This window comes from Pandoraea morbifera (assembly GCF_902459575.1).
Taxonomy (GTDB): domain Bacteria; phylum Pseudomonadota; class Gammaproteobacteria; order Burkholderiales; family Burkholderiaceae; genus Pandoraea; species Pandoraea morbifera.
The window spans coordinates 174,139-198,089 of sequence record NZ_CABPSD010000005.1 but is presented as its reverse complement, the minus strand read 5'-3'; the positions used below and the strand labels follow the sequence as shown (position 1 = coordinate 198,089).

General features: G+C 65.3%; 25 protein-coding genes and 2 tRNA genes. 11 read left to right on the top strand and 16 right to left on the bottom strand.

Going from position 1 to position 23,951, the window contains the following annotated elements:
• The first annotated feature begins 61 nt into the window (after nt 1–61).
• Entirely contained in the window at nt 62–700 is a 639-nt protein-coding gene (locus PMO31116_RS10715; protein WP_150566708.1) for a flavodoxin family protein, read from the top strand.
• Nucleotides 701–851: 151 nt separating this feature from the next.
• Here PMO31116_RS10715 and PMO31116_RS10710 read toward each other — a convergent pair whose 3' ends face one another.
• Nucleotides 852–1,568: a GntR family transcriptional regulator gene (locus PMO31116_RS10710; RefSeq protein WP_150566707.1), complete on the bottom strand. Its 717-nt coding sequence runs from the start codon at nt 1,566–1,568 to the stop codon at nt 852–854.
• Between the two features lie 177 nt (nt 1,569–1,745).
• On the opposite strand from PMO31116_RS10710, the gene PMO31116_RS10705 reads away from it, so the two are divergent.
• The 6 genes from PMO31116_RS10705 to PMO31116_RS10680 all read left to right on the top strand — a co-directional run bounded on the left by PMO31116_RS10705 (nt 1,746) and on the right by PMO31116_RS10680 (nt 9,354).
• Entirely contained in the window at nt 1,746–2,966 is a 1,221-nt protein-coding gene (locus tag PMO31116_RS10705) for a pyridoxal-phosphate-dependent aminotransferase family protein (RefSeq protein ID WP_150566706.1), read from the top strand.
• Nucleotides 2,967–3,165: 199 nt separating this feature from the next.
• Complete coding sequence (locus PMO31116_RS10700; RefSeq protein ID WP_150566705.1) at nt 3,166–4,440, top strand: MFS transporter; 1,275 nt, start codon at nt 3,166–3,168, stop codon at nt 4,438–4,440.
• Nucleotides 4,441–4,677: 237 nt separating this feature from the next.
• Nucleotides 4,678–7,764, top strand: a complete 3,087-nt coding sequence (locus PMO31116_RS10695; RefSeq protein ID WP_150566704.1) for an FAD-binding and (Fe-S)-binding domain-containing protein — start codon at nt 4,678–4,680, stop codon at nt 7,762–7,764.
• Between the two features lie 48 nt (nt 7,765–7,812).
• Nucleotides 7,813–8,994: a DSD1 family PLP-dependent enzyme gene (locus PMO31116_RS10690; protein ID WP_150566703.1), complete on the top strand. Its 1,182-nt coding sequence runs from the start codon at nt 7,813–7,815 to the stop codon at nt 8,992–8,994.
• A gap of 192 nt (nt 8,995–9,186) precedes the next feature.
• Nucleotides 9,187–9,262 (top strand) — tRNA-Ala (locus PMO31116_RS10685).
• 16 nt (nt 9,263–9,278) lie between these two features.
• Nucleotides 9,279–9,354 (top strand) — tRNA-Glu (locus PMO31116_RS10680).
• A gap of 97 nt (nt 9,355–9,451) precedes the next feature.
• Here the strand turns inward: PMO31116_RS10680 and PMO31116_RS10675 are convergent.
• Nucleotides 9,452–9,748 carry a YciI-like protein gene (locus PMO31116_RS10675; protein WP_150566702.1) on the bottom strand — a complete coding sequence of 99 codons (297 nt, stop codon included), beginning with the start codon at nt 9,746–9,748 and terminating at the stop codon, nt 9,452–9,454.
• Between the two features lie 38 nt (nt 9,749–9,786).
• A complete protein-coding gene (locus PMO31116_RS10670; protein ID WP_150566701.1) occupies nt 9,787–10,509 on the bottom strand; it encodes an AraC family transcriptional regulator in 723 nt (240 codons plus the stop codon).
• Between the two features lie 174 nt (nt 10,510–10,683).
• Here PMO31116_RS10670 and PMO31116_RS10665 point away from each other — a divergent pair, with 174 nt between their 5' ends.
• Nucleotides 10,684–11,616 carry a DMT family transporter gene (locus tag PMO31116_RS10665; protein WP_150566700.1) on the top strand — a complete coding sequence of 311 codons (933 nt, stop codon included), beginning with the start codon at nt 10,684–10,686 and terminating at the stop codon, nt 11,614–11,616.
• A 101-nt stretch (nt 11,617–11,717) separates the two neighbouring features.
• Here the strand turns inward: PMO31116_RS10665 and PMO31116_RS10660 are convergent, their stop codons facing one another.
• The 5 genes from PMO31116_RS10660 to PMO31116_RS10640 form a co-directional block, all read right to left on the bottom strand.
• The gene (locus tag PMO31116_RS10660; protein WP_150566699.1) at nt 11,718–12,035 is read right to left on the bottom strand and encodes a VOC family protein; all 318 of its coding nucleotides are present in this window, start codon (nt 12,033–12,035) and stop codon (nt 11,718–11,720) included.
• 281 nt (nt 12,036–12,316) lie between these two features.
• Nucleotides 12,317–12,832, bottom strand: coding sequence for a hypothetical protein (locus PMO31116_RS10655; RefSeq protein ID WP_150566698.1), 516 nt, complete (start codon nt 12,830–12,832; stop codon nt 12,317–12,319).
• 131 nt (nt 12,833–12,963) lie between these two features.
• Entirely contained in the window at nt 12,964–13,698 is a 735-nt protein-coding gene (locus PMO31116_RS10650; RefSeq protein ID WP_150566697.1) for a YoaK family protein, read from the bottom strand.
• Between the two features lie 160 nt (nt 13,699–13,858).
• Entirely contained in the window at nt 13,859–14,725 is an 867-nt protein-coding gene (locus PMO31116_RS10645; RefSeq protein WP_150566696.1) for a hypothetical protein, read from the bottom strand.
• A 121-nt stretch (nt 14,726–14,846) separates the two neighbouring features.
• Nucleotides 14,847–15,578: a hypothetical protein gene (locus tag PMO31116_RS10640; protein WP_150566695.1), complete on the bottom strand. Its 732-nt coding sequence runs from the start codon at nt 15,576–15,578 to the stop codon at nt 14,847–14,849.
• Between the two features lie 234 nt (nt 15,579–15,812).
• Between PMO31116_RS10640 and PMO31116_RS10635 the strand changes: the two genes are divergently transcribed.
• Nucleotides 15,813–16,340, top strand: a complete 528-nt coding sequence (locus PMO31116_RS10635; RefSeq protein ID WP_150566694.1) for a DUF1993 domain-containing protein — start codon at nt 15,813–15,815, stop codon at nt 16,338–16,340.
• Nucleotides 16,341–16,432: 92 nt separating this feature from the next.
• On the opposite strand, the gene PMO31116_RS10630 is transcribed toward PMO31116_RS10635, so the two are convergent.
• A complete protein-coding gene (locus PMO31116_RS10630) occupies nt 16,433–16,963 on the bottom strand; it encodes a GNAT family N-acetyltransferase (RefSeq protein ID WP_150566693.1) in 531 nt (176 codons plus the stop codon).
• Nucleotides 16,960–17,649 carry a type 1 glutamine amidotransferase domain-containing protein gene (locus PMO31116_RS10625; protein WP_150566692.1) on the bottom strand — a complete coding sequence of 230 codons (690 nt, stop codon included), beginning with the start codon at nt 17,647–17,649 and terminating at the stop codon, nt 16,960–16,962. Before PMO31116_RS10625 ends, PMO31116_RS10630 begins: the two co-directional genes overlap by 4 nt.
• Before the next feature lie 279 nt (nt 17,650–17,928).
• On the opposite strand from PMO31116_RS10625, the gene PMO31116_RS10620 reads away from it, so the two are divergent.
• Complete coding sequence (locus PMO31116_RS10620; protein WP_150566691.1) at nt 17,929–18,543, top strand: glutathione S-transferase; 615 nt, start codon at nt 17,929–17,931, stop codon at nt 18,541–18,543.
• Nucleotides 18,544–18,650: 107 nt separating this feature from the next.
• Here the strand turns inward: PMO31116_RS10620 and PMO31116_RS10615 are convergent, their stop codons facing one another.
• The 4 genes from PMO31116_RS10615 to PMO31116_RS10600 all read right to left on the bottom strand — a co-directional run bounded on the left by PMO31116_RS10615 (nt 18,651) and on the right by PMO31116_RS10600 (nt 21,325).
• Entirely contained in the window at nt 18,651–19,412 is a 762-nt protein-coding gene (locus tag PMO31116_RS10615; RefSeq protein ID WP_150566690.1) for an ABC transporter permease, read from the bottom strand.
• An 8-nt stretch (nt 19,413–19,420) separates the two neighbouring features.
• Nucleotides 19,421–20,350, bottom strand: coding sequence for an ABC transporter ATP-binding protein (locus PMO31116_RS10610; RefSeq protein ID WP_150566689.1), 930 nt, complete (start codon nt 20,348–20,350; stop codon nt 19,421–19,423).
• A gap of 246 nt (nt 20,351–20,596) precedes the next feature.
• A complete protein-coding gene (locus PMO31116_RS10605) occupies nt 20,597–21,025 on the bottom strand; it encodes a VOC family protein (RefSeq protein WP_150566688.1) in 429 nt (142 codons plus the stop codon).
• Nucleotides 21,026–21,112: 87 nt separating this feature from the next.
• On the bottom strand, nt 21,113–21,325 hold the full coding sequence (locus tag PMO31116_RS10600) for a hypothetical protein (protein ID WP_150566687.1): 213 nt from the start codon (nt 21,323–21,325) through the stop codon (nt 21,113–21,115).
• A gap of 108 nt (nt 21,326–21,433) precedes the next feature.
• Between PMO31116_RS10600 and PMO31116_RS10595 the strand changes: the two genes are divergently transcribed.
• Nucleotides 21,434–22,084, top strand: a complete 651-nt coding sequence (locus tag PMO31116_RS10595; protein ID WP_150566686.1) for a TetR/AcrR family transcriptional regulator — start codon at nt 21,434–21,436, stop codon at nt 22,082–22,084.
• A 163-nt stretch (nt 22,085–22,247) separates the two neighbouring features.
• Here the strand turns inward: PMO31116_RS10595 and PMO31116_RS10590 are convergent, their stop codons facing one another.
• Nucleotides 22,248–23,207, bottom strand: coding sequence for a DMT family transporter (locus PMO31116_RS10590; RefSeq protein WP_150566685.1), 960 nt, complete (start codon nt 23,205–23,207; stop codon nt 22,248–22,250).
• On the bottom strand, nt 23,200–23,706 hold the full coding sequence (locus PMO31116_RS10585; protein WP_150566684.1) for an Lrp/AsnC family transcriptional regulator: 507 nt from the start codon (nt 23,704–23,706) through the stop codon (nt 23,200–23,202). Before PMO31116_RS10585 ends, PMO31116_RS10590 begins: the two co-directional genes overlap by 8 nt.
• Between the last annotated feature and the right edge of the window lie 245 nt (nt 23,707–23,951).

Here is a 23,951-nt window from a genome sequence, read left to right as displayed (position 1 = left end):
GTAGGGAAGCGCGATCCCGGCGGTGCCATGGGGCGGACATCCATTAGGGAAGCACTACGCCATGTCCAATATCGCAATCGTTTATTACTCGCAGGGCGGCGCGACCGCCATGATTGCCCATTCGGTGGCTCAAGGTGTGAACGACGCCGGCGCGCACGCGCAGTTACTCAGCATCGAGCCGCATCAACTCATTGACGGCCAGTGGCACGACGACGCCACGCTCGCGCGCCTGGCCAAGGCCGACGCCATCATCTTCGGTGCACCGGCGTTTCAGGGCGGTATCGCCGCGCCGTTCAAGGCGTTCGCCGATGCGACTACCCGGTGGCTCGCGCGCAGCTGGCGCAACAAGGTCGCGGGCGGATTCTCGTTCAGCTATCGACCTGGCGACGACAAGCGCAACACGCTCGACTACTTTGCGGCGCTCGCCGGCCAGCACGGCATGGTCTGGGCCGATACGCAGATGTCGGACGAGCCGGCGCCGACCGCCGGCGAATCGCGCGAGCCGAGCGATTTTCCGGTCGCGACCATGCCGGGCGTGGACGTCGACGCGGCGTACGCGCTCGATCCGGCCGATGTGATCGCGGGCAAGCAATATGGCCGCAATGTGGCGGCGCTCGTGGCGCGTTTGGCGGGAGAGGTCCTCGAATCGCCGGCTGTGCTGGCGCGTCGGGCGCTCAAGGAAGCCGAGCGGCGGCTTTGAGCGACGTGGGCGGGCGGCGCGGCGCCGGCACGGAAGTGCGGGCGTTGAACGCCGAAACGTCGAAAAAACGTCAAGAGAGCGCGTCACGACAGGGCGTGAGGGTGGGCAGGCATGCCGGCTCTCACGCCCATTTTCATTGGGGCGCGCGGATTCAGTTGGCGGGCGCGTCGCCCGACGGCTCGGCGTGGATCTGCAACACGGCATCTCGCTTGGCCAGCAAGTGCTTGCGCAGAATTTCGCCCAGTCGTTTGCCGTCGCGCTTTTCCAGGGCGTCGATCATCTGCTCATGCTCGGCAATGGCGCGATCCCATTTGTCGGCGTGGAAGTTCGACCGAAAGCGCAACGCCATGAGACGACGGTTGATGGACACGTAAGTCTGGCGCAACGCCCCGTTGCGCGCCGCTTCGTTGATGCGGTCGTGAATGGCCTGATTGCGCGCGTAGTAGCCCGGCAGATCCTGCTGGACGCGGCACGCGAGCATCGCGTAGTGCAGCGCCTTGATCTCGGCCAGCTCGACGGGCGTCATGCGCTCCGCCGCCAACTCCCCGGAAAACGCCTCGAGCGCGCTCATGAGCTCGAACATCTCCCGAATCTCCTTCTCTGTCATGCGCGCCACGCTCGCGCCGCGATTCGGGGCGATCTCGATCAGCCCCTCGGCGGCCAGCACCTTGAATGCTTCGCGCAGCGGCGTGCGAGAAATGCCAAGCGTCTCGCATAGCTCCCGCTCGTTGAGTTTCACCCCCGGCGAGAGCACCCCCTCGATGATGAGGCGGCGCAAATGCTCGACGACCGTGTCGTGCAGGCGCAAACGCTCCACACGCGGGATCTCGGGCGCGGCAATCGTCGACGTGTTTTCCATGTTTTGCATTCAAAATCATCAACCCTTCGTGTTCGCGATTGTAACGCACGGTGTCCAGGTGCCGTATCGCTAGGGTAAACGACTGTATTGAAAGCGCTTCTCGGCCCTTGCGAAAGTCATCGTCTCTGCTAAAGTATTTTGCATGCAAAATTCAAAAATAGATTTTTCAAGAGGAGAGAGACGTTCATGCTGAAGCTCGATTTCCATCCCTCGGGTCGCCATTTCCTGCAGATTCCGGGGCCGAGTCCGGTGCCCGATCGCATTCTGCGCGCCATGAGCTATCCGACCATCGATCACCGCGGTCCGGAATTCGGTGCCCTGGGGCGCAAGGTGCTCACCGACATCAAGAAGCTGTTCAAGACGGAGCAACCGGTGGTGATCTACCCGGCATCGGGCACGGGGGCGTGGGAGGCCGCGCTGTCGAACACGCTCTCGCCGGGCGATCACGTGCTCATGTTCGAGACGGGACACTTTTCCACGCTCTGGAAGAAGATGGCCGAGAACCTCGGCCTGAAGCCCGAGTTCATCGGGCTGCCGGGCACCGACGGATGGCGCCGTGGTGTACAGCCGGACATGATCGAGGCGCGCCTGCGCGCCGACACGGCCCATGACATCAAGGCCGTGTGCGTGGTGCATAACGAGACCTCGACCGGGGTGACGTCGGACATCGCGGCGGTACGGCGCGCCATCGACGCCGCCGGCCACCCGGCGCTGCTGCTCGTCGACACGATCTCGGGGCTCGGCTCGGCGGACTATCGTCACGACGAGTGGGGCGTGGATGTGACCGTCTCGGGTTCGCAAAAGGGGCTGATGCTGCCGCCGGGCATCAGCTTCAACGCGGTTTCGGCCAAGGCGCTGGAGGCCGGCAAGCATGCAAGGCTGCCGCGCGCCTTCTGGGGCTGGCAGGAAATCATCGAGGCCAACAAGAACGGCTACTGGCCGTACACGCCGAACACGAACCTGCTTTACGGCCTGTCCGAGGCGCTCGACATGATTCTGGAGGAAGGGCTGGAGAACGTGTTCGCGCGTCACCAGCGTCTGGCTGAAGCCACGCGCCGTGCGGTGCGTGCGTGGGGGCTCGAGATCCAGTGCCAGGACCCGGCCGTCTACAGTCCGGTGCTCACCGGCGTGGTCATGCCGCAGGGCGTGGATGCAGACGAGGTGCGCAAGCGCATCTATGAACGCTTCGACATGTCGCTCGGCCAGGCGCTCGGCAAGATTCGCGGCACGATGTTCCGCATCGGGCATCTGGGCGACTGCAACGATCTCACGCTCATGGCCACGCTGGCCGGTTGCGAAATGGGCCTGCAGATTTCCGGCGTGAAGCTCGCCGGTTCCGGCGTGGTGGCCGCGATGGACTATCTCGCGCAGGCGAAGGCCCCGCCGTCGCTCAAGGCCGCCGCCTGACGTGCCGTAGTCCTAAGCATCAGGGGACACGAGAGGAAGCGAGGGCCGCCGGTTCCAGGCGGTCCCCTTGCAGTGAATGCTTGACCTGTCATTCGGGTGATACAGGACCTCACGACAGAAAGGTCCGTGCCCGGCAACACCTCTTGCGTTGCCCGCATGCCGCGGGCGCGCTTCACAGGATGTTTCAGGAGACAATGCAATGAAGCTTTTCAGAGCGACAAGGGTCGTGCTGGTGATGCTATGCGTCATGTATTTCATCACCTACCTCGATCGCGTCAACGTCAGCACGGCCGCAGCCGGCTTCGGCAAGGAATTCAACCTCAACAAGACCGAAATCGGTCTCGTCTTCTCCGCATTCGCCTACCCCTATCTCGTCTTCCAGATCATCGGCGGCTGGGTGAGCGACCGCTTCGGCGCGAAGCGCACGCTGCTCATATGCGGCGGTCTGTGGGCCGTCGCGACCATTCTCACCGGCATGGCCGGCGGTCTGGTCACGCTGTTGCTCGCGCGCTTGCTGCTCGGTCTGGGCGAGGGGGCCACGTTCCCGGCCGCCACGTCGGCCATGTCGCGCTGGGTCTCCAAGGACAAGCGCGGCTTTGCACAGGGCATCACCCACGCGGCCTCGCGTATCGGCAATGCCGTGGCGCCGGCCGTGGTGGTATTCATCATGACCACGCACGGCTGGCGCGAATCGTTCTACCTGTGCGGGATCGTGAGCCTGGTCTGGGTCGCGGTGTGGGGCTTCACCTTTACCGAGCGTCCGCAAGATCATCCGCGCATCACGCCCGAGGAACTGGCCGTGCTGCCGGCGCTCAAGGCCAAGAGCCAGTCGGTGCCCTGGGGCCCGCTCTTCAAGCGCATGATGCCCGTGACGATCGTCTACTTCTGCTACGGCTGGACACTGTGGCTGTTTCTGTCGTGGATTCCGCAGTACTTCCTGCATAGCTATGACCTCGATCTGAAGAAGTCGGCGCTGTTCGCCTCGAGCGTGTTCTTCGCCGGTGTGGTGGGGGACACGCTTGGCGGTATCGTGACCGACAAGCTGTACGAGCGCACCGGCAGCCTCAAGCGCGCGCGCAGTTGGATGGTCTCGGTATGCATGCTGCTCACGCTGATCTCGCTCGTGCCGATGATGTTCACGCACCACCTGTACGTGTCGATGGCCTGCCTCGCCTTCGGCTTTTTCTTTGCCGAGATGACGATCGGCCCGATGTGGGCGATTCCGATGGACGTGGCGCCGGAATACTCCGGCACGGCAAGCGGCATGATGAATACGGGCTCGGCCCTCGCCGCCATTCTCTCGCCAGTGCTCTCGGGCTATCTCATCGACCGCACCGGGAACTGGGAACTGCCGTTCGTGGGCAGCATGGTGCTGATGGCCGTGGGCGTGGTCCTCGCCTTCCGCATGCAGCCGGAGAGCAAGTTTTCGATGGCGGGCGACGCCGCCGCGAGCAACGTGCGCCAGCCCGCCTGACGTGTCGCTCAGGTGTGTCTCACGTGCGTCTGGCGTGAGTCAGACGCGCGTCGCAGCGCAGGATGACCGGCCGACCTTCCGATTCGCCTTGTCGCCAGGCGAGCGCGGCACCGGGTCGCATCCTGCCGCGCAGCGCCTGCCGGCGGCGATCCTCGTGAGCGCCCGGCAGGCCCGCCGCATCCCGATGACCGTGCCGCTGGGGCGGCCAGTTCAATGCCTGCAACTTTGCGCAATCTCATGAATTCCCAATCGAACGTCAACGCCAGCCTCGGGGGCCAGCCCGTGCATCTGATGCCGATGCAGCGTGGCGGCGTCGCCATCACGCCGCTTCAGGACCGTCTGCGCCGCGAGTTGCGCGGCGACGTACTTTTCGATCGCGCGAGCCGTGGCCGCTATGCCACGGATGCGTCGATATACCAGATCTTTCCCATCGGCGTGGTGGTGCCTCGCGATCAGGACGATCTGCTTCGTGCCCTGGACATCGCACGCGACCAGAAGGTGCCGGTGCTCGCGCGTGGCGCTGGCACGAGCCAGTGCGGCCAGACCATCGGCGAGGCGCTCGTCATCGACAACGGCAAGTGGCTCAACCGCGTGGTGGCGTTCGACGCCGAAGCGCGCACCGTGACCGTCGAGCCGGGCATCGTGCTCGATCACCTCAACGCGTGGCTCAGGCCTCACGGGCTGTGGTTTCCGGTGGACGTGTCGACGGCCGCGCAATGCACCATCGGGGGCATGGCGGGCAACAACTCATGTGGCTCGCGCTCCATCGAATACGGCAACATGGTGCACAACGTGCTAGCCATCGACGCGGTACTCGCCGACGGCGCGCAGTTGCATTTCGGGTCGCTGCACACGCCGCCGGCCGACGCGCGCACGAAGGCGCTGCTCGCCGCCGTGCGCGAGATCGCGATGCGCGAGCGCGACGAGCTGCGTGAGCGCGTGCCGCGCGTGCTCCGCCGCGTGGCGGGCTACAACCTCGACCTGTTCGACTGCCTCAACCCTCGCGCCTACACCGACGACGGGGTGGCGAATCTCTCGCATCTGCTGGTCGGCTCGGAAGGCACGCTGGCGTACAGCCGCCAGATTACGCTCAGGCTGGCTCCGTTGCCGACGCACAAGACGCTCGGGGTGGTGAACTTCCCGACGTTCTACCAGGCGATGGATCTCACGCAGCACATCGTCCGGCTGGGACCGGTGGCGGTGGAGCTGGTCGATCGCACGATGATCGATCTGGCGATCGACAACGCAGCGTTTCGCCCGGTGATCGAGAAGGCGCTCGTGGGCGATCCGCAGGCGATTCTGCTGGTGGAATTCGCCGGGGACGACGCCACCGCGCTGCGCGCCCGGCTCGACGATCTCGCCACCCTCATGGCCGACCTCGGCCTGCCCGACAGCGTGGTGAAGATGCCCGACGCAGGGGCGCAGAAGGCGCTCTGGGAAGTGCGCAAGGCAGGGCTGAACATCATGATGAGCATGAAGGGCGACGGCAAGCCGGTGTCCTTCATCGAAGATTGCGCGGTGCCGCTCGAACATCTGGCGGAGTACACGCGTCGCCTGACCGAAGTGTTCCATCGCAACGGCACCGAGGGCACCTGGTACGCCCACGCAAGCGTGGGCACGCTGCATGTGCGACCGATCCTCGATATGCGCCGCGACGGTGCGGTGAAGATGCGCGCGATCGCCGAGGAAGCGGCGGCGCTCGTGCGTGAGTACAAGGGCGCCTACTCGGGCGAGCACGGCGACGGCCTGTGCCGTGGCGAATGGGTGGCCTGGCAGTACGGGCCGCGCATCAACGCGGCATTCGGCGAGATCAAGCAACTGTTCGATCCCGACAATCGCTTCAATCCGGACAAGATGGTGCGTCCGCCGAAGATGGATACGCGCGAGCTCTTCCGCTTCGCGCCCGGCTATGCGGCCAAGCCGGTGACGCCCGCCCTCGACTGGACCGCCTGGAACGTGAAGCGCGACGCGCTGAGCGGCGAGCAGTCCGCGCCCGATACCGGCGCCGACGCCACGCACGGCCTGGCGTCGGCCGTCGAGATGTGCAACAACAACGGGCATTGCCGCAAGTTCGACGCCGGCACGATGTGTCCGAGCTATCGTGTCACGCGCGACGAACAGCATGTCACGCGCGGGCGCGCAAATACGCTGCGGCTGGCCATTTCGGGGCAGTTGGGCGAAGACGGACTGGCCGGCGACGATGTCAAGGCGGCGCTCGATCTGTGCGTGTCGTGCAAGGGGTGCAAGCGCGATTGCCCGACCGGCATCGACATGGCGCGCTTCAAGATCGAGGCGCGTCACGCGCGCGCGAAACGTCATGGTGTGTCGCTGCGCGACAGGCTCATCGCCTATCTGCCGCGTTATGCCCCGTGGGCCAGCCGCGTGGGCGGCGTGCTCGACGCCGCGCAGCGACTGCCGGGCAGTACCATGCTCCGGCGCTGGCTGGGCCTTGCGCTCGAGCGTTCGGTGCCCGCGCTGAAGACCTCGTTCCTGTCGACACAGGCGCCGCTGAAGGCTCCGGCATCCGCGTTCAGCGCAACCACCGCAACCTCCGCAACCACCGCCTCGCTCGCCGGTGGGCGCGAGGTGCTGCTCTTCGTCGACACGTTCAACAACTACATGGAGCCGGAGAACGCTCGCGACGCAAAGCGCGTACTCGAAGCGGCGGGCTACATCGTGCATGTCAACCGGCGCGCGGGCGAGCGTCCGCTGTGTTGCGGCCGCACGTTCCTGGCGGCCGGTCTGGTCGACGAGGCGAAGACCGAGGCGCGGCGTTTGCTCGACGCGGTGATGCCGTTTGTCGAACGCGGTGTGCCGATCGTGGGGCTCGAACCGTCCTGCCTGTTGTCCCTGCGTGACGAAGTCCTCGGCTACGGCTTCGGCGAGGCGGCGCGCAAGGTCGCCGACAACGCGTTTCTTTTTGAGGAATTTCTGGTTCGCGAGAAGGCGGCGGGGCGTTTCGACGTGGCGTGGCAGGCGCTGCCCGACGGCGTCGGCGAGGCGTTGGTGCATGGTCACTGCCATCAGAAGGCGTTCGACGCGTATTCGCCCGTGATGGCGGTGCTTGGTTGGGTGCCGGGGCTGAAGGTATCATCGATCGAGTCGTCATGCTGCGGCATGGCGGGCAGCTTCGGCTACGAGGCGGAGCACTACGACACGTCGCGCGCGATGTCCGAGCTGACGCTGCTGCCGGCCATCCGGCAGCGGGGCGCGAACACCATCGTCGTGGCCGACGGCACGAGTTGCCGGCATCAGATCCAGGACGGGGCAAACGCGCAGGCGATGCATGTGGCGTGTGTGCTGGCCCGGGCGCTGCCCGCGTGATGGCCATGTGCTGTCCCCGTTTTCCGCGAACCCCTTGAAAGGATTGTGATGTCCGATTCAGTCAATTCGGTGTCGTCGCCGGCGAGTGTCGCCGGCCCCTTGGCGGTGCCACCGGTCGCTCAGGCGGGGGACTCGCTCGCCGAGGTCGCCACGCCGTCGTTGCTCCTCGATCTCGACGCCTTCGACGCGAACGTGGCGCACATGGCCGGCGCAGCGTCGGCGCGCGGGGTCGCGGTTCGCCCGCACGCCAAGGCGCACAAGTCCGTGACGATTGCGCGCGCCCAGATTGCTGCGGGCGCCGTCGGCGTTTGCTGCCAGAAACTCACCGAGGCGATACCGTTCGTCAACGCCGGGATCGGCAGCGTTCACATCAGCAATGAGTTCGTGGGGCACACGCGTGTGGCGCTGGCCGTGGCGATGGCCGCGCGCGTCTCGCTTTCGGTCTGCGTCGACGACGTACGCCAGGTGGCGCCGCTCGGCAAGGCGGCGCAGCGCGCGGGGGTGCGCATCGCCGTGTTGCCCGAGGTGGACGTGGGACAGGGGCGGTGCGGCGTCGATTCGACCGATGCGCTCGGGCGGCTGGTCGACGCGATCGACCATTACGAGGGCCTGCGCTTCGGCGGTCTGCAGGCGTATCACGGCAGCGCACAGCATATTGCCAACTGGGACGAGCGCCGCGATACGGCACGGCGTGCCGCCGATCAGGCAAGCGCGTACGTGCGGTTTCTGGCCGCGCGCGGGATTGCGTGCCCGGTGGTCACGGGCGGGGGGACGGGCACGGCGGAGTTCGATATCGAGAGCGGTGTCTACACCGAGATCCAACCAGGGTCCTACGTGTTCCTCGACGGTCATTACGGTTCGCTGGAGTGGCGCGACGACTGGCGTTTCCGCCACGCGCTGTTTCTCGCATCCACGGTCATGAGCACGGCGCGCGCGGGCATCATCGTGTGCGATGCGGGGCTCAAGAGTGTGGCGACGGATTCCGGTCTGCCGCGGTTCTGGTCGTCGCAGCAGGCGGGGCAGCCGCAGTACCGAACGGCCTCGGACGAGCATGGCGTGCTGGCCCTGGCGTCGCCTGACGAGGACGGGGCGGACTGGCTCGGCGAGCCGATTCTGTTGGTGCCGGGACATTGCGACCCGACGGTCAACCTCTATGACCGGTACGTCGCTGTACGGCATGGACGGGTCGAAGGCGTTTGGCCGATCGAGGCGCGCGGCCTGAGTCAGTAAGCTGCCGATACGTCGAGGCGCCACGTTGCCGCGTGGCCTGAGGCGTTGCGCAAGATGTACCGTCCCATGGCAATGCGGCGCCGGGATGTCAGAGACTCGCGCGGGCTTGTCGTCAGGTCGCTGCAAAATATTTGGGGCAGGGGGCTTCCCAAGATCGAAAAAGCCAGCTATAGTCTCACTTCTTCGCCGTACGGGGGTATAGCTCAGCTGGGAGAGCGCTTGCATGGCATGCAAGAGGTCAGCGGTTCGATCCCGCTTACCTCCACCAAAACGGAAGACTTTAGGTCCCCTTCGTCTAGAGGCCTAGGACATCACCCTTTCACGGTGAGTACAGGGGTTCGAATCCCCTAGGGGACGCCAGATTTAGCGGCGTGTGTCTCGGAAAGCTCCGGAACACGACGCAAGATCGGATGTCGACAAACGCGCCTGGTTTCACGACCAGGCGCGTTTTGTTTTTTCAGCGCACGGGTGTGCTGGCCGTCGCGCCAACGACCGTCTTCCATGGCCGCACGCGCCACGATTTCACCAGACCATTCACTACATACGGATCCGCCTTCGCGAAGGCTTCCGCGACGGCCGGCGACTCCCCCTTGAACAACAGGGCCGCCGTGTCGACAGGGTCTTCCAGTGCACCCGCGAGCAGCAGTTCGCCCCGGTCCGCCGTTTGCCAGGCAAGCGACAGATGCGCCTCGCGGAATTGCCCGCGGCGTTCGAGATAGTCGTCGACCAGCTCGTATATCAGCAGGTAATGCATGTTGATGTCTCCTTGGGAATCGGTGCCGTAAGTCGTCATTAACGGTAAAACGCCGACGGTGGTACGCCGAAATGCCGCTTGAACATCGCGGCGAACGCGCTCTGGCTCGCATAGCCGTGATCGAGCGCCACATTCACGATCTTCTCGCCGCGCGCAAGCGCTTCCAGTGCCTGAAGCAGCCGCGCCTGTTGCCGCCAGCGACCGAACGTCATCCCCGTCTGCGCGGCGAAGCGCCGTTGAAAGGTCTTGCCCGAGAGCCCCGCGTGCCCCGCCCACGCGTCGATGATCGTGTCGTCGCCGGGCGTTTGCATCAGTTGCTCGCACACCCGCACGAGACGGGCGTCGCGCGGCCACGGCAAGTAAAGTGGCAGCACCGGCAGCGCGATCAACTCGTCGAGCAACAGTCGCATGAGCCTTGCATCGCGCGAGTCCGGCGCATAGTCGGGCGGAATGTCGATAGCCGAGAGAATCAGCTCGCGCATGAGGGGCGTGATTTCCACTACGCAACTGGCCTGTGGCAACGGCTGCGTGTCCGGTTCGACAAACACGGTGCGCATCTTCACATTGCCGCTCATGCGCACCGAATGTTCGAGCCCCGCCGCCAGCCACACCCCGCGGGTGGGCGGCACGACCCAGCGTCCCGACGCCGACGCAATGATCATCACGCCTTCGATGGCGTACAGCAACTGCGCACGACGGTGCGAATGCGACGCGATGAATGCATTGTGCGCGTAATCGACCGCCATGGCCGCCATGGGCATGGGGGTGTTTTCGAAACGCAGATGATCAGTACGCCGCGTGTCCCGCGACAACGGATGAGCGCTCACCGGAGTGTCCTTTTTCAGACAGGTCTGGAGATTTTAGCGTGAGACGCCCAGTGCAACATGGTTGACGATGAGGTTTCCTTCTCACCTTCACGTTCGCGGAAAATCGTCATGGGGTACTTCCTGTATCCGCTCGGCGCCATGCTGTTGTGGGCCGGCAATGTCATCGTCTCCAAACTCTCGGCCACGAGCATTGCGCCGTCGGCCATCACCTTCTATCGACTGGTGCTCGCGCTGGCGGTCATGACGCCATTCGTCATCCGGCCGCTGTTACGCAACTGGACGAACCTGCGCCCGCATCTGGGCAGGCTTGCGTTTCTCGGGTTCCTGAGCATGTCGTTCTACCAGAGCCTGTCGTATCTCGCGGCGCACAGCACCACGGCGACCAACATGGCCATCGTGACGGCGCTCGCACCGTTGCTCACGCTGCTCTGGAGTGTCGTCTTGCTGCGCGAACCGCCCACCCTCGGCATGCTCGTCGGCGGCCTGCTCTCGCTGGCGGGGCTGATCTACCTCATCGGGCAGGGACAGCCGTCGCATCTGTTCGACGGCGGTGTGCATCCCGGCGACATGCTGATGTTGATCGCGTCGGCCTCGTACGGACTCTACAGTGTGCTGCTGCGACGCTGGCAAGTCGATGTGCCGCCCGCACAGTCGACGTACGTGCAGGCCTGGTCCGCGCTCGTGACGATGATCCCTATGCTCGCGCTCGTGCCCGCCGGACAGGCGCAGCTTAACGCCGCAACGGTACCGCTGATCCTGTATGCGGGTCTGGGCGCGTCGATCGTGCTGCCGATTCTGTGGATTCGGGGCATCCGCCATCTTGGACCGAACCGATGCAGCATGTTCATCAACGTGTTGCCTGTCATGACAGCGGGTATCGCGGTCGTGCTGTTGGGTGAGCACTTGCACACGTTTCACGTGATCGGCGGTGGCGTCGCACTGATCGGCGTCTTCATCGCGCAGCGCTGGCAGCGCCCCTTGCCAGGCATCCGCACGGTGGCTGACGAGGTGGCTGATGATTCGGACGAAGTCCCTGCCTGAGTCCGCACGCCGCGCCCTTGCATCATGTAGTGTTTCGCGCGGCGTGGCGCAGCCCCGGGCAGGGCATGGCAAGTCAGGACCGGACAGGGCGCCGACCGGACTTACGGGTTTCGGACCGCGACCCCGTAAGTGCTCACTATGCGACGGTCCTGTTCCGCAGCCGAGAAGGCCTCCCAGAGCAGGCCATTGCAGTCGGTGCTGCTCGAATACTCCGGCGCGTCGTCGTCCTCGAAGCCCAAGTGCCGCAATTCTCCGGCGCGGGCGGGCGATTGATTGATCGAGAAGTTCAGCAGATCGGTGCGCCACATGGCATAGGCGCCCGGCACCACGGCGGCGGGAGACATGCCGAGACGTATCGAGTAGTCCTTGATGGACTCGTCGAGATCGCGCACTGCGAGGGCGATGTGAAAGCGTTTCATGGGTGTACTCTGACGATGGGGGGCGAAGCATCGGCGCGGCGCGGTGTGAGCGCCCGCTAGCGGTCGTGCCGTGCATCGATATGACCCATCATAGGAATGGTTGAGAAACCCAGCCAGACGTTGGCTTATCCCGGTATCCCAAGTGATGGGATAGCAGGATCTCGCGCGGGCGGGCCGTCATTGCCCGTGGCGGTGTATTTCGCGACGCAGACGCCATCCGAACCGCGTCTTTGGGAGCCGGCCCGGGTGCCGGAGGATTGGCGTGCGCCGTGAGCGTGCCCTTACTGGGGGCGCCGAAATTCGTTGTCGACCCACGCCCGTGCGCTGTTGCGCGAAAGCTTGAACGTCGGCGGCACCTTGACCGAGGCGATGGTTTCGCCGAACCGGTCGACGGCGCTGAGCATGGCATACGGATCGTACTCGTCGGGCACGATGTCGAGTGTGACGTCGATATCGCCGTCGGGGCCGTCAACGCTCACGCGCTTGTGCAACTGCGCGTGCAGTTGCTGCTCGTGACGACGCAGGACTTCCGCCGCCGTTTTGACCAGCGTGTGGAACGCGCCGACGTCGAGCGGCTTCGGGTTCTTCTTGTCTCGCCCCATCGTCCAGGGGCCGACGAGCGCGGGCTCCGACTGCCCGTCACGGTACATGGCGACGGCCCAGCCATCGTCGTCCTCGTTCTTCACGACCCTTGCCGTCCAGCCGTCGTCCCGCCAAAGACGGTCTTCGTGGAGCGGGTCCTGGTTGTCGGTGGTGCCGTCGGAGAAGGAGGAGCGGTCGTGTGCGTTGGCGGTCACTGTCGGCGAAATCGTGGCTGGGGGATGAGAAGGGATGCGCCGCGGTGAAGTCCGCGCGAGGCGGACGAAGGGGGGCAGGCGGTCAAGGGCCCGATTTTACCGCGTCCGGCCGAGGCGCGGACGCCGCACCGCTACTCATTGGCGCACGCCAGCGCGACGAGCAGCACCACGGGCAGAAGCACGCACCAGAAGCCTGCGCCGTGATAGGCGAAGCCGCCGAACACGGCGCCCACGGCGAACGCGGCCAGGGCCGGCAGCATCTTGCGCAGGCGGGCGCGCGCGGCCTTGTCGTCGCCGCAATTGCCACTCGCGAGTTCCACCATGTCGATCACGATCTGCGTGGTGTTGCCGGTCATGATCGTGGTCGGCGCGAGGTCGGAGAGTACGAGTCGCCCGAGGGCGTTCTGGATGGCGAGCGCGGCCACGCCGAACATGCCCGACAGGATCGCGAGCGGTGCATCGGCCGAGACGATGGGCTGTGCCGCCATGCCGACGAACATGAAGCCGAGCAGCAGCGCCGTCTGCATGCAGAGCAGCAGGCGCAGCGGCCGACGGTCGGTACGCGAAAACGCCTGCACGATCAGTTTCACGAGGGCGACGAAGATCACGAACACGGGCAGCGCCATCAGTTTGGCAAACACGCCGACGTGGGTGGCGGCGACGAGCTGCACGCCGATCATCACGAAGTTGCCCGTCACGTGTGCGGTAAAAAGGCCGAACAGCGCGATGAAGCCCACGACGTCGATGTAGCCCGCCACGAACGCAAGCGACATGCCGATGGCGGCGGGTTTGGAGAAATGGCCGACCCAGGTGCGCGCAAGCGTGGCGGCCTCGGTCGGCGTGGGGATGTGGCGGGGGGTACCCATGGCGGCTCCTGTGACGACTTCCGTTGCGGATGCAGGCATCTCGCACGCGTCGCGACGCGCGCGGGTGCGGATCAAGCATAGCATCGCGTCACGGCGTGGGGCGCCGCGCGCGCCTGCCATGGTGCAACGTACCGAAGTGGCGCTCCACCGTCAAAAGGTCTTATTGCACGCCGGGGTGTTTCCCGCTTTCGCCGGGGACGAGGGCGGACGAGCGCGGACGCGCGGGCGATGCGTCGCAGGGTTCCGGCTGCGCCGCGACCGCCATGCGTCGCGCGCGGGGGATGTCGGCGCGTAGTTCGACGGCACGCATCGCGTCGAACGTTTCCCGCGTGCGGACCATTTCGGTGACGATGATCGCGAGGTTCATCGCGTTGCGTCCCGCGCGCGCGGCAGCTTCGTCGTTTGCGCACATCTCGAAGTACATCTTCTCCACCTGGGCGTTGAGCTGATACGCAAAGTCCCCGTCGGCGTCGTTGCGCTGCAGTCCGAACAACTCCAGGGCGCGAACCAGTTCCGGGGACCGGACCAGATAAAGCCATTGCGAGTTGAGGACCGAGTCGGCCGTTCTGTCGAGCAGAAGACCGACGCCGAAATCGTGAAACTCGGCGGCGACCGGCAGATCCTGATATCGCAGCGAAAGCAGCAGGCGGGCGGTATCGGCGGGCGTCAGCCTCTCGGATGCCGCAAGACTGCACCAATCGTCTTTCACGTCGATCCGGTGATCGGCGAGGCGAAACGCGGGCGTCTCGTTTTCCCCGACACAGTAGTGAAGCTGGTCGCGATGCGCTGGCGCAACGTACCCGATGAGCTCGCGAAACGCATCGAACTGCGCTTGCGCGCTCGGGGCGTTGGCCAGACGGAAGATGGCCAGCTTGGCGTCTTCCTTGTGGGTGCCGAGGAACCAGTCCTTGATTCGCCCCCACAGGCTGCGGACTTCCGCTTCGCTATGCGCGCTGGTGCACGTGTCGATGGTCTGTGCGCTGAGGGTGCGCGGCGTGTTGCCTGCCAGGGTGATGGGTGCGGCCATATCCGTGAAGCTCTCGCATCGCGGCGGGCGCGGCCCCGCGATGTGTGTTGTCGGGCGGAATCGACGCTCGGCGTCGATCTCGGTGTCAATCTCGCGGTCAATCTCGCGGTCAATCTCGCGGTCAATCGCGCTGCCTTACCGCGGAAGTCAGCAGCACGAGCGTCGAAGCGTATTCCGAGAATCGACGGGCGTCGCTGTGCGACGCCCCGCCCGCCGTGAGGGTTTCGTGGACAAAATTGGAGACAAAGGGGTTGATCCTCATGTGCTCGCTGTCCCGATGCATGCCCAACACGTGCATTGCATCGAGCAGTGCCGGCATGCCGAACATGTGCTCGCGTGCCGCCTTGTGGATCTGAGCGGGTGTCGCATCCGGTCCCAGCAGATCGAGATGCAGGCCTGCATGGCTCATGCCCTCGATCACGCGATGATCGTCGTGCGTGAGCGTCATGAGCACGCGGCAGCTGTCCTCGATGCTCAACGCCGGGCTTTGCTGCAGGAATGCGTCGGCGTCGGCCTGCATCATGATGCGGTCGTCGCCGATCTGGAAATCGAGTCCGTGGGCGCTCGCGACGTTCCACTTCAGAATCGAGGCGTGCTCGGGGGACACGTAGCGCGTAAGGTCGGCGAACGCCCTGAACTGTGTCTCGGTGTCTTGCGCATTGGCCAATCTGAAGATGGCCCGCTTGGCGTCTTCCTTGTGCGTACCCATGAAGAAGTCCTTGATCCTTCCCCACAGGCTGGTGAGTTCCTTCTCGCTCGGCGCGCTTGCGTATCGGCCGATCTTGTCGCTGTCGATCGTCCTCTCGAAATGTCCGGCGAGCGCAATGTGGCTTGGGGTCACGGAGGTAGTCATGTGAGGTTGGGTATCCTGGGTCGCAGTACCGGCGGGCACTTGGGAAAAGGTCGTCCTCGGGGCGGCGGCAAACGCGTGTGTCCGCCCCGTGGATTGTCGCGAGACCGGGGCGCCCATGGATTTCAGAAATCGACCGGTGCACGGCGAGAATTCCGGGGCGCTGATAGCATGTGGCTTTGCTCGACGCACTTGTCTCCCGCGTTGCGTCGGTGCCATTCACCGAGGAGTTCCGCGATGTCGATTTCCCTTTACCGAGCCACCATCCCCGTCTACCTGCGCGGCCTGACCGTCATGGCCGACTACATCAGGAAAGCGCGCACGCATTGCGAGACCCGGGGGATCGATCCGGCGACGATCCTTCAGGCAAGACTCGCGCCCGACATGCTCGACTTCGTCGCGCAGGTCCAGCGAGTGAGCGATACGGCAAAGTTCGCGGTGGCGCGCCTGACCGGTCTGGAATCGCCGAAGTTCGACGACAACGAGACGACGTTCGACCAGTTGCGCGATCGCATCGCCAACACCGAGGCGTTCATTGCCGGGGTGCTCGAAGACCGCTTCGACGGCGCAGATTCGCGACAGATCACGTTGAAGTTCAAGGAATACCAGACCACGATGGACGCGGTCGATTACCTCCTGAAGTTCGCCTTGCCGAACTTCTATTTCCATGTGACGACCACGCACGACATTCTGCGGGCACAGGGTGTGGAAGTCGGCAAGACCGATTATCTCGGGCCGTTCGAGATGGAGAAGGTCCCGGCATAAGTCAGGGGATCGAACGCAGGCCTCCCCCGCTCACGCGAGCGGAGGAGGCCGGGTGGAGAGGCGTGTCGGCCGGGGGCCGCGGCCACCGTATCTCAGCGCGTGGCGATCGGCAGGTACATGCGCAGCTCGTCCTGAAAGCCGTCGCCCACGCGCATGGCGTCGGGCTCCCGGCCAATCTCGACGAAACCGAAGGACTGGTACAGGGCGATGGCCGCGCGGTTGTCGGCGCTCACCTGCAGCGTGACGTGACGCAAGCCTGGCTGCGAGCGTGCGAGGGCGAGGGCGGCATCGACCAGCGCACGGCCAATCCCGCGCCCCGTTGCTTCGGTGCGCACGTACATGCCCCATAGAAAGCCGACGTGCGCGAACTTCGGACGCGGTGGCCGCCCGAGCCCAAGCACGCCCACCAGGCGGTCGTGCTCGAACGCACCGAAGACACCGCTCTCGGGCCGCACGGTGAGCCATTCGCGCACGCGCGCCAGCGGCCAGTCCTTCTCTTCCTCGAAACTCGAACCGAACGCCTCGGGGTGCGCCTGCAACCCGGCGAGTCGCAGTGCCTGAAAGGCGGGGGCATCGCTCGGCACGAGCCGTCTCACGTCGACGCCCGGCGGCGGTGCCGTCATGGCAGGCGCGGCTCCATCATGGCCAGCACCGTGCGTGCCGCCTCCTCCGACGAGGCCGGATTCTGGCCGGTCACCAGCCTGCCGTCGCCGACCACGTGCGATTGCCAGTTCTCGCCCCTCTCGTACAGTCCGCCCAGGCGCGTGAGTTCGTCTTCGACGAGAAACGGCACCACTTCGGTCAGACCGACGGCGTCCTCCTCTTCGTTCGTGAAGCCGGTCACGCGGCGCCCGCGCACGAGCGGTTCGCCATTTTCGCTGCGCACCTGGCGCAGCACACCGGGTGCGTGGCAGACGAACCCGATGGGTTTGCCTGCGCGCTCGAAGGCTTCGATCAGGTGAATGGAGTTGGGGTCCTGCGCCAGATCCCAGAGCGGACCGTGTCCGCCCGGGTAGAACACGGCGTCGTAGTCGTCGGCTTTGACGTCGGCCAGCCGGAGCGTGTTGGCCAGTGCCTTTTGCGCGTCAGGGTCCTCGCGGAAGCGGCGCGTGGCGTCGGTCTGGGCGTCGGGCGCATCGCTCTTCGGGTCGAGCGGCGGCTGACCGCCTGCCGGCGAGGCCAGCGTGACGTTGAGCCCTTCGTCGATGAAGACGTAGTAGGGCGCGGCGAATTCCTCGAGCCAGAAGCCGGTCTTCTTGCCTGTGTCCCCGAGGCGGTCGTGCGAGGTCAGAACCATCAGGATGTTCATGAAACGTCTCCCTGTAGAGTCGGCCATGCGGCTCATTTTACCTGTCATGCGCGGGTGTCGCAGGCGACAGTGTGTCGCCGCCTGGGTTCCCTTTCCGGCCGGCGAGGGGCTTCGGCGAGGAGGTGCGGGCGGTCGTCTTGTGAGCGGAATTCACGCAAAATCGCAATCGAATTCGATTTGCGGCGCCGTGCGGCTCGGCTATGCTGGTGCGGATGCGGGCGCCGCCCGGCACACCCCTTTTCCGACCCGGCAGTGACTGCCGACTCCCTGGAGCAAGACATGCAATTGATTGGAATGCTGGATTCCCCATACGTGCGTCGTGTGGCGATCTGTCTGAAGCTGCTGGGCCTTCCCTACGAACATCGCTCGTTGTCCGTGTTTCGCACGTTCGACGAATTCTCCGCGATCAACCCGGTCGTCAAGGCGCCCACGCTCGTGGCGGATGACGGCACGGTCCTCATGGATTCGACGCTCATCCTCCAGCACCTGGAATCGCTGGTCGACGCTGAGCGGCGCCTGGTGCCCATGGCACCCGAGGCCAGGTTGCGCGCGCTGCGCATCACAGGCCTTGCGCTCGCCGCATGCGAGAAATCGGTGCAGCTCGTCTATGAGCGTGAATTGCGCCCGAGCGAGAAGCGTCACTCGCCATGGACCGATCGCGTGCGTATCCAGTTGCATGCCGCGTTTGAGGCCCTGGAGCTGGAGTTGGCGCAGGTGCCGCTCGTGGCCACGCCGGATCGGATCGGCGAGCACGGTGTGACGGTCGCGGTTGCGTGGCGCTTCCATCAACTGATGTTGCCGGAGATCGATTTCGGCACCCGGTTTCCGGAGGTCGCCAACTTCTCGGCGCAGGCCGAAGCGCTGCCGGCCTTCCGGGAGACGCCGCCGCTGTAACGCGCGCCGCACGCAAGGCGTGCGCCACGACCGACAAAAAAAGCCGGACGGTTCGCCGTCCGGCTTTTTGCGCTGCGCGTCGCATTGGCGCGCTGCGTCGCGACGCATCAGCTCTTGAGCCGGTAACCCGTCTTGAACATCCAGGCAACGATGGCCAGGAAAACGGCGAGGAAGACGAGCGTCATGCCGAGACTCACGCCGACGCTCACGTCGGCGAGCCCGTAGAAGCTCCAGCGGAATCCGCTGATGAGATACACCACGGGGTTGAACAGCGTGACGGTACGCCAGAACGGCGGGAGGATGCTCGTCGAGTAGAAGCTGCCACCGAGGAACGTGAGCGGCGTGATGATGAGCAACGGCACGAGTTGCAGCTTCTCGAAGCCGTCGGCCCAGATGCCGATGATGAAGCCCAGCAGACTGAACGTCACCGCCGTGAGTACCAGGAACAGAATCATCCACAGCGGATGCTCGATGCGCAGCGGCACGAAGAGCGCCGCGGTGCCCAGCATGATGACGCCAAGAATGATCGACTTCGTGGCCGCCGCGCCGACATAGGCACACACGATTTCCATGTACGACACCGGCGCGGAGAGCACCTCGTAGATGGTCCCGGTGAAGCGGGGAAAGTAGATGCCGAAAGAAGCGTTGGTCACGCTCTGCGTGAGCAGCGAGAGCATGATCAGCCCCGGCACGATGAACGCACCGTACGGCACGCCCTCGATCTCGGGAATGCGCGAACCGATGGCCGCGCCGAACACCACGAAGTACAGCGAGGTCGAGATGACCGGCGAGATGATGCTCTGCATCAGCGTGCGACGCGTACGCGCCATCTCGAAATTGTAGATCGCCCTGACGGCGTAGAGATTCATGGCGCGGCTCATCCTTCTTTCTTGTGCACGAGCGAGACGAAGATGTCTTCGAGCGAGCTTTGCGTCGTGTGCAGATCCTTGACCGAAATCCCGGCGCGTTCCATGTCCCGCAACAGGGCGGCGATGGACGTCTTTTCGATGTTCGCGTCGTAAGAGAAGACCAGTTCCGTGCCGTTGTCGTTGAGCACGAGCCCGTAGGCCGAGAGGGCGTCGGGCACGGCGGACAGCGGCTCGGTCAGCTGCAGCGCGAGCTGCTTGCTGCCCATGTGGCGCATGAGTTCCGTCTTCTCCTGGACGAGCGTGATCTGCCCGCCGGTGATGATGCCGACCCGGTCGGCCATTTCCTCGGCCTCTTCGATGTAATGCGTGGTCAGGATCACGGTCACGCCGGTCTCGCGCAGCGATTGCACGAGACGCCACATGTCGCGACGCAGCTCGACGTCCACGCCGGCGGTGGGTTCGTCGAGGAACAGCACGCGTGGCTCGTGCGAGAGCGCCTTGGCGATCAGCACGCGCCGCTTCATCCCGCCCGAGAGCTGCATGATGCGGCTGTCCTTCTTTTCCCAGAGCGAGAGCGCGCGCAGCACCTTCTCGATGTATGCAGGGTTCGCGGGCTTGCCGAACAGGCCGCGCGAAAAGGAGACGGTCGCCCACACCGACTCGAACGAGTCGGTCGTCAGTTCCTGCGGCACCAGGCCGATGGCTTCACGCGCGGCACGGTAATCCGTGACGATGTCGTGGCCGTCGACGGTCACGGTGCCCGAGCTCGGGCGCACGATGCCGCAGATGGTACTGATGAGGGTCGTCTTGCCGGCGCCGTTCGGGCCGAGCAGGGCGAAGATCTCGCCGCGTTCGATTTCCAGGTTGATGTTCTTCAGCGCCTGGAATCCGCTCGCGTACGTCTTCGACAGATTCTGGATTGAGATCACGGATGGCATGGCGGCGACGATAGCACAGGCGTGAGAAATGCGTGGGGCAGGCACGAGGGGCAGGCGTGGGGCGGGCGTCATGCACGCGCGGGGGCGGCGATCTGCCGCGTCCGGGACGCCGGGGGCGGCGAGGGCGAGCCGCGCGGCGGCGCACGCGCGCGCCGCCGGAGCGCGCCCTCGGAGGCGAAGCGCGCGTGAATCGGGGATCCCGTGGTCGCCGCGCGCCTCGGCTCATGGCTTCAAACGTTCATGCCTTCAGCCCTTCGGCATTTCCTTCGGCACGATCACCATCCAGTTCATCCCGAACTTGTCCTTGACCATGCCGAATGACGTGGCAAAGAACGTCTCGCCGAGCGGCATGTTCACCTCGCCACCCTCGGCCAGGGCGTTGAACGCCTTCTCGGCGGCGCTCGCCTCGGTGAAGTCGACCGACAGCGAGAAGCCGTCGAACTTGGGCTTGCCGCTCACCATGCCGTCCGAGGCCATCACCATCGTGTCGCCGATGTGGAACTCGCCATGCATGATCTTCTCGTCGCTGCCCGGCGGCAGCATGCCCTCGGGGCAGCGCTCGGGACTCTCGCCGTAGCGCATCATCATGCCGCGCTTCGCGCCCAGTGACTTCTCGTAGAACGTAATCGCCTCTTCGCAACGACCTTCGAAAAACAGATAGGAATGGACTTGCATGGAAAGCTCCTCGTGATGTCGGGAAAGGCGGGGGCGGACCAGCCAGTGGCCGGCGGCCACCCGCGCCGGGAAATACAGCGGTGCGGACTACAGGCGGAAATATGAGTTCGACGACTTCGACGACTTCGACGACTTTGCGCCGTGATGCTCCCGGGGCGGCACCGCGTCGAACGCCACGAGCGCCGGAGCGCCGTGTTCGGGCCGCGCGCCGGCTTTTCGCATGCGCAGTGCATCCAGCCATGTCGAGTGGAATGCACGAATGGCAACGTCGTCGCCGTGTGGGGGATACGTTTCAACCATAGTGCCTCCGCTTGAAAAGCGTGGATGCCGACGCAATGCAACTTGCCTTTGTGGACAGCGTCCACAAACAATAACAGACATAATGGACACTGTCCACAAGGGGTAGTAATGACAGAACGAGAGACGGTCACGGGGCCAGCACGCACGACTTACCGCCACGGCGACTTGCGCAGGGCGTTGCTGGATGCCGGTATCGCGCTGGCACGCGACGGCGGACCGGACGCTGTGATCCTACGCGAGGCAACGCGTCGTGCCGGGGTCGTTCCCAATGCGGCGTACCGGCATTTCGCGAATCGTCAGGCGTTGCTCGATGCCGTGCGCGCGGCGTCCCTCGCGGCGCTGGCCGTGGGCATCGAGCGGGAAATCGCGGCGCTCGACGCGTCGCCGCAAGACGCCGCGGCGCATGCGCGGGCGGTGCTGCGTGCGGTCGGCATCGGCTATTTGCATTTCGCGAGGGCGCAACCGGGTCTGTTTCGCACCGCGTTCGCGCCATCGGAGAATGTGCGCTCCGCGGGCGGGCCGGAGAAGGCGGGGGCGAGCGGTCTGAATCCGTTCGAGTTGCTCGGAGCGGCGCTCGACGGCATGGTGGCCGCCGGAATCATCGATGCCAGGCAGCGCCCCGGTGCGGAGTACCTGGCCTGGGCGGCCGTGCACGGACTGGCGGTGCTCGTCATCGACGGCCCGCTGCGCGATCTTCCCGACGATCGGGTCGACGACCTGGGCCAGCGACTCGTGGCCATGGTCGAGAAGGGCTTGTAGCGATCCGTTGTGCCTCAACGACGGCTCGCAGAGACGAAACGCCGGACGTGCGTGGCCTTCGATGACAAGCCTCGTCAAGGTTCGACGGGGTGTCGGGTGGCACGTTCGTGTCATGCAGCCCGTGCGGGCGTTGCCGCCAGCACCGGGTCACGGGGTCCTGGGGTCAGCGCGCGGTGCGGCGTGAGCGCATCGATCCGGACCAGGCCACCGCGCCGACGATGCACGCGCCGCCCACGGCCATCTTGAGCGTTGGCGACGTGCCGAACAGCACCCACGCGAAAGCGATCGCGTAGACGGGTTCGAGCGCGATGACCACCGCCGCCTGACTGGCCTTGACCGTGCGCAGCGCGTGAATGAAAAGCGTGTAGGCGAGGGCGGTGCAGGCCACGCCCAGGCAGGCGAGCCATCCCCATTGCACGGCCGGCAGGACAAGTGCTTCGCGCCACGTAAAAGGTCCGAGTACCAGCACGATGCCCAGGCATTGCCACCAGCTCGCCTGTAACGGCGACGCCTGCGCGCCGAGCACGCGATTCGACAGCGCGATGACGGCATAGATCGCCCCGGACAGCACACCCCACGCGAGTCCCACGGTCGCCCCGGCCCGCCAGTCGAAGGCCGGCGTGACGAGCGCGAGTCCGATGCAGACCAGTGCGATCACGCCTACGTCGCCCAACGCGGGGCGCTCCCGGCGCAATGGCCACTCCAGCAGGATCACGAATGCCGGAAAACAGGCGAAGCCGAGCGTGCCGACGGCCACGCCTGCCGCCTTGATGGCCAGAAAGAAGGCGAGCCAGTGCGCCGCGAGCAGCACGCCGGCCACGATGAGCCGTGCGGCCGCCCCTGGCGAGACACCTTGCCAGGGGGCGCCGCCCGACAATCGCGAGGCGCCGCGCATGCCGACTAGCCCCACGAGCGCGATGGCGCTCAACGCGAGCCAGGAAAAGAGTCCGCGGCCGAAGACGATCAGCGTGCTGCTGGCGGCGATGTGCTCGCCGAACAGTGCGGACGCGCCGAACAGCATGGCGGCGACGTGCAGCGCGATTTGCGGACCGGCCCCGCCACGTGGGTGTGGCGGGGTTTGCGTCGCATCGAGGGGGGCGGCGGCGCGGCCGGCCTCAGGCATCGCCCGACTTTTCGGACTTGGGGGAAGCGTCGGCGGCGTCGGGCACCGGGATGGCCGTGGTGTACATGACCTGCTTGAGCGCGAAGCTGGACCGAATGTTGCGAATGCCGGGGATGCGCGAGAGGCGATCGGTGATGAGGGTTTCGTAGGCACTCATGTCGCTGACCATGACCCGCAGGAGGTAGTCGGCGTCGCCGGACATCAGGTAACACTCCATGACGTTCGGCAGGGCGGTGACGGCGGCCTCGAAGGCGTCGAGTCCATCGCGATTCTGATTCTCGAGGGTGACGTGAATGAACACGTTGATATGCAGCCCGAGTTTGGACGGATCGAGCAGCGTGACGCGCTGCCGGATGTAGCCTGCCGCCTCCAGGGCTTTCACGCGCGCAAGACAGGGCGAGGGCGAGAGGCTGACCCGCGAGGCGAGTTCAACGTTGGTCAGGCGGGCGTCGGCTTGCAGTTCCCGCAGAATCTTCAGATCAATGGCGTCGAGTTCCATACCACTTGTTCCATACCACTTGGCGCGCGTGCCCCGGATGAGGGCCGGCGTTCCGTTCAATTAGCCGCTCGGTTGGCGACAGTGCCGCAATACTAGCCTATTTGTTCCGGGCCCCGCGCGCGATATCACGTCCGCCTGCGTGGCGTGCGTGTAAGGATCGGAAATGTTGTATTTCCGTGTTGTTGACGTCTGTGGCTGACAACATTTGTTGACGCAGCGCTGACGTTTGCTAATATTCCGAAACT

What these genes read in the sequence shown, in the direction of transcription:
- PMO31116_RS10695 (WP_150566704.1), top strand. Translation starts at nt 4,678, where the DNA reads ATGAATTCCCAATCGAACGTCAACGCCAGCCTCGGGGGCCAGCCCGTG.
- PMO31116_RS10610 (WP_150566689.1), bottom strand. Translation starts at nt 20,350, where the DNA reads ATGCCATCCGTGATCTCAATCCAGAATCTGTCGAAGACGTACGCGAGC.
- PMO31116_RS10600 (WP_150566687.1), bottom strand. Translation starts at nt 21,325, where the DNA reads ATGGTTGAAACGTATCCCCCACACGGCGACGACGTTGCCATTCGTGCA.
- PMO31116_RS10635 (WP_150566694.1), top strand. Translation starts at nt 15,813, where the DNA reads ATGTCGATTTCCCTTTACCGAGCCACCATCCCCGTCTACCTGCGCGGC.
- PMO31116_RS10585 (WP_150566684.1), bottom strand. Translation starts at nt 23,706, where the DNA reads ATGGAACTCGACGCCATTGATCTGAAGATTCTGCGGGAACTGCAAGCC.
- PMO31116_RS10715 (WP_150566708.1), top strand. Translation starts at nt 62, where the DNA reads ATGTCCAATATCGCAATCGTTTATTACTCGCAGGGCGGCGCGACCGCC.
- PMO31116_RS10640 (WP_150566695.1), bottom strand. Translation starts at nt 15,578, where the DNA reads ATGACTACCTCCGTGACCCCAAGCCACATTGCGCTCGCCGGACATTTC.
- PMO31116_RS10670 (WP_150566701.1), bottom strand. Translation starts at nt 10,509, where the DNA reads ATGCCCATGGCGGCCATGGCGGTCGATTACGCGCACAATGCATTCATC.
- PMO31116_RS10625 (WP_150566692.1), bottom strand. Translation starts at nt 17,649, where the DNA reads ATGAACATCCTGATGGTTCTGACCTCGCACGACCGCCTCGGGGACACA.
- PMO31116_RS10650 (WP_150566697.1), bottom strand. Translation starts at nt 13,698, where the DNA reads ATGGGTACCCCCCGCCACATCCCCACGCCGACCGAGGCCGCCACGCTT.
- PMO31116_RS10675 (WP_150566702.1), bottom strand. Translation starts at nt 9,748, where the DNA reads ATGCATTACCTGCTGATATACGAGCTGGTCGACGACTATCTCGAACGC.
- PMO31116_RS10590 (WP_150566685.1), bottom strand. Translation starts at nt 23,207, where the DNA reads ATGCCTGAGGCCGGCCGCGCCGCCGCCCCCCTCGATGCGACGCAAACC.
- PMO31116_RS10660 (WP_150566699.1), bottom strand. Translation starts at nt 12,035, where the DNA reads ATGAAACGCTTTCACATCGCCCTCGCAGTGCGCGATCTCGACGAGTCC.
- PMO31116_RS10620 (WP_150566691.1), top strand. Translation starts at nt 17,929, where the DNA reads ATGCAATTGATTGGAATGCTGGATTCCCCATACGTGCGTCGTGTGGCG.
- PMO31116_RS10710 (WP_150566707.1), bottom strand. Translation starts at nt 1,568, where the DNA reads ATGCAAAACATGGAAAACACGTCGACGATTGCCGCGCCCGAGATCCCG.
- PMO31116_RS10705 (WP_150566706.1), top strand. Translation starts at nt 1,746, where the DNA reads ATGCTGAAGCTCGATTTCCATCCCTCGGGTCGCCATTTCCTGCAGATT.
- PMO31116_RS10630 (WP_150566693.1), bottom strand. Translation starts at nt 16,963, where the DNA reads ATGACGGCACCGCCGCCGGGCGTCGACGTGAGACGGCTCGTGCCGAGC.
- PMO31116_RS10645 (WP_150566696.1), bottom strand. Translation starts at nt 14,725, where the DNA reads ATGGCCGCACCCATCACCCTGGCAGGCAACACGCCGCGCACCCTCAGC.
- PMO31116_RS10700 (WP_150566705.1), top strand. Translation starts at nt 3,166, where the DNA reads ATGAAGCTTTTCAGAGCGACAAGGGTCGTGCTGGTGATGCTATGCGTC.
- PMO31116_RS10615 (WP_150566690.1), bottom strand. Translation starts at nt 19,412, where the DNA reads ATGAATCTCTACGCCGTCAGGGCGATCTACAATTTCGAGATGGCGCGT.
- PMO31116_RS10690 (WP_150566703.1), top strand. Translation starts at nt 7,813, where the DNA reads ATGTCCGATTCAGTCAATTCGGTGTCGTCGCCGGCGAGTGTCGCCGGC.
- PMO31116_RS10665 (WP_150566700.1), top strand. Translation starts at nt 10,684, where the DNA reads ATGGGGTACTTCCTGTATCCGCTCGGCGCCATGCTGTTGTGGGCCGGC.
- PMO31116_RS10605 (WP_150566688.1), bottom strand. Translation starts at nt 21,025, where the DNA reads ATGCAAGTCCATTCCTATCTGTTTTTCGAAGGTCGTTGCGAAGAGGCG.
- PMO31116_RS10595 (WP_150566686.1), top strand. Translation starts at nt 21,434, where the DNA reads ATGACAGAACGAGAGACGGTCACGGGGCCAGCACGCACGACTTACCGC.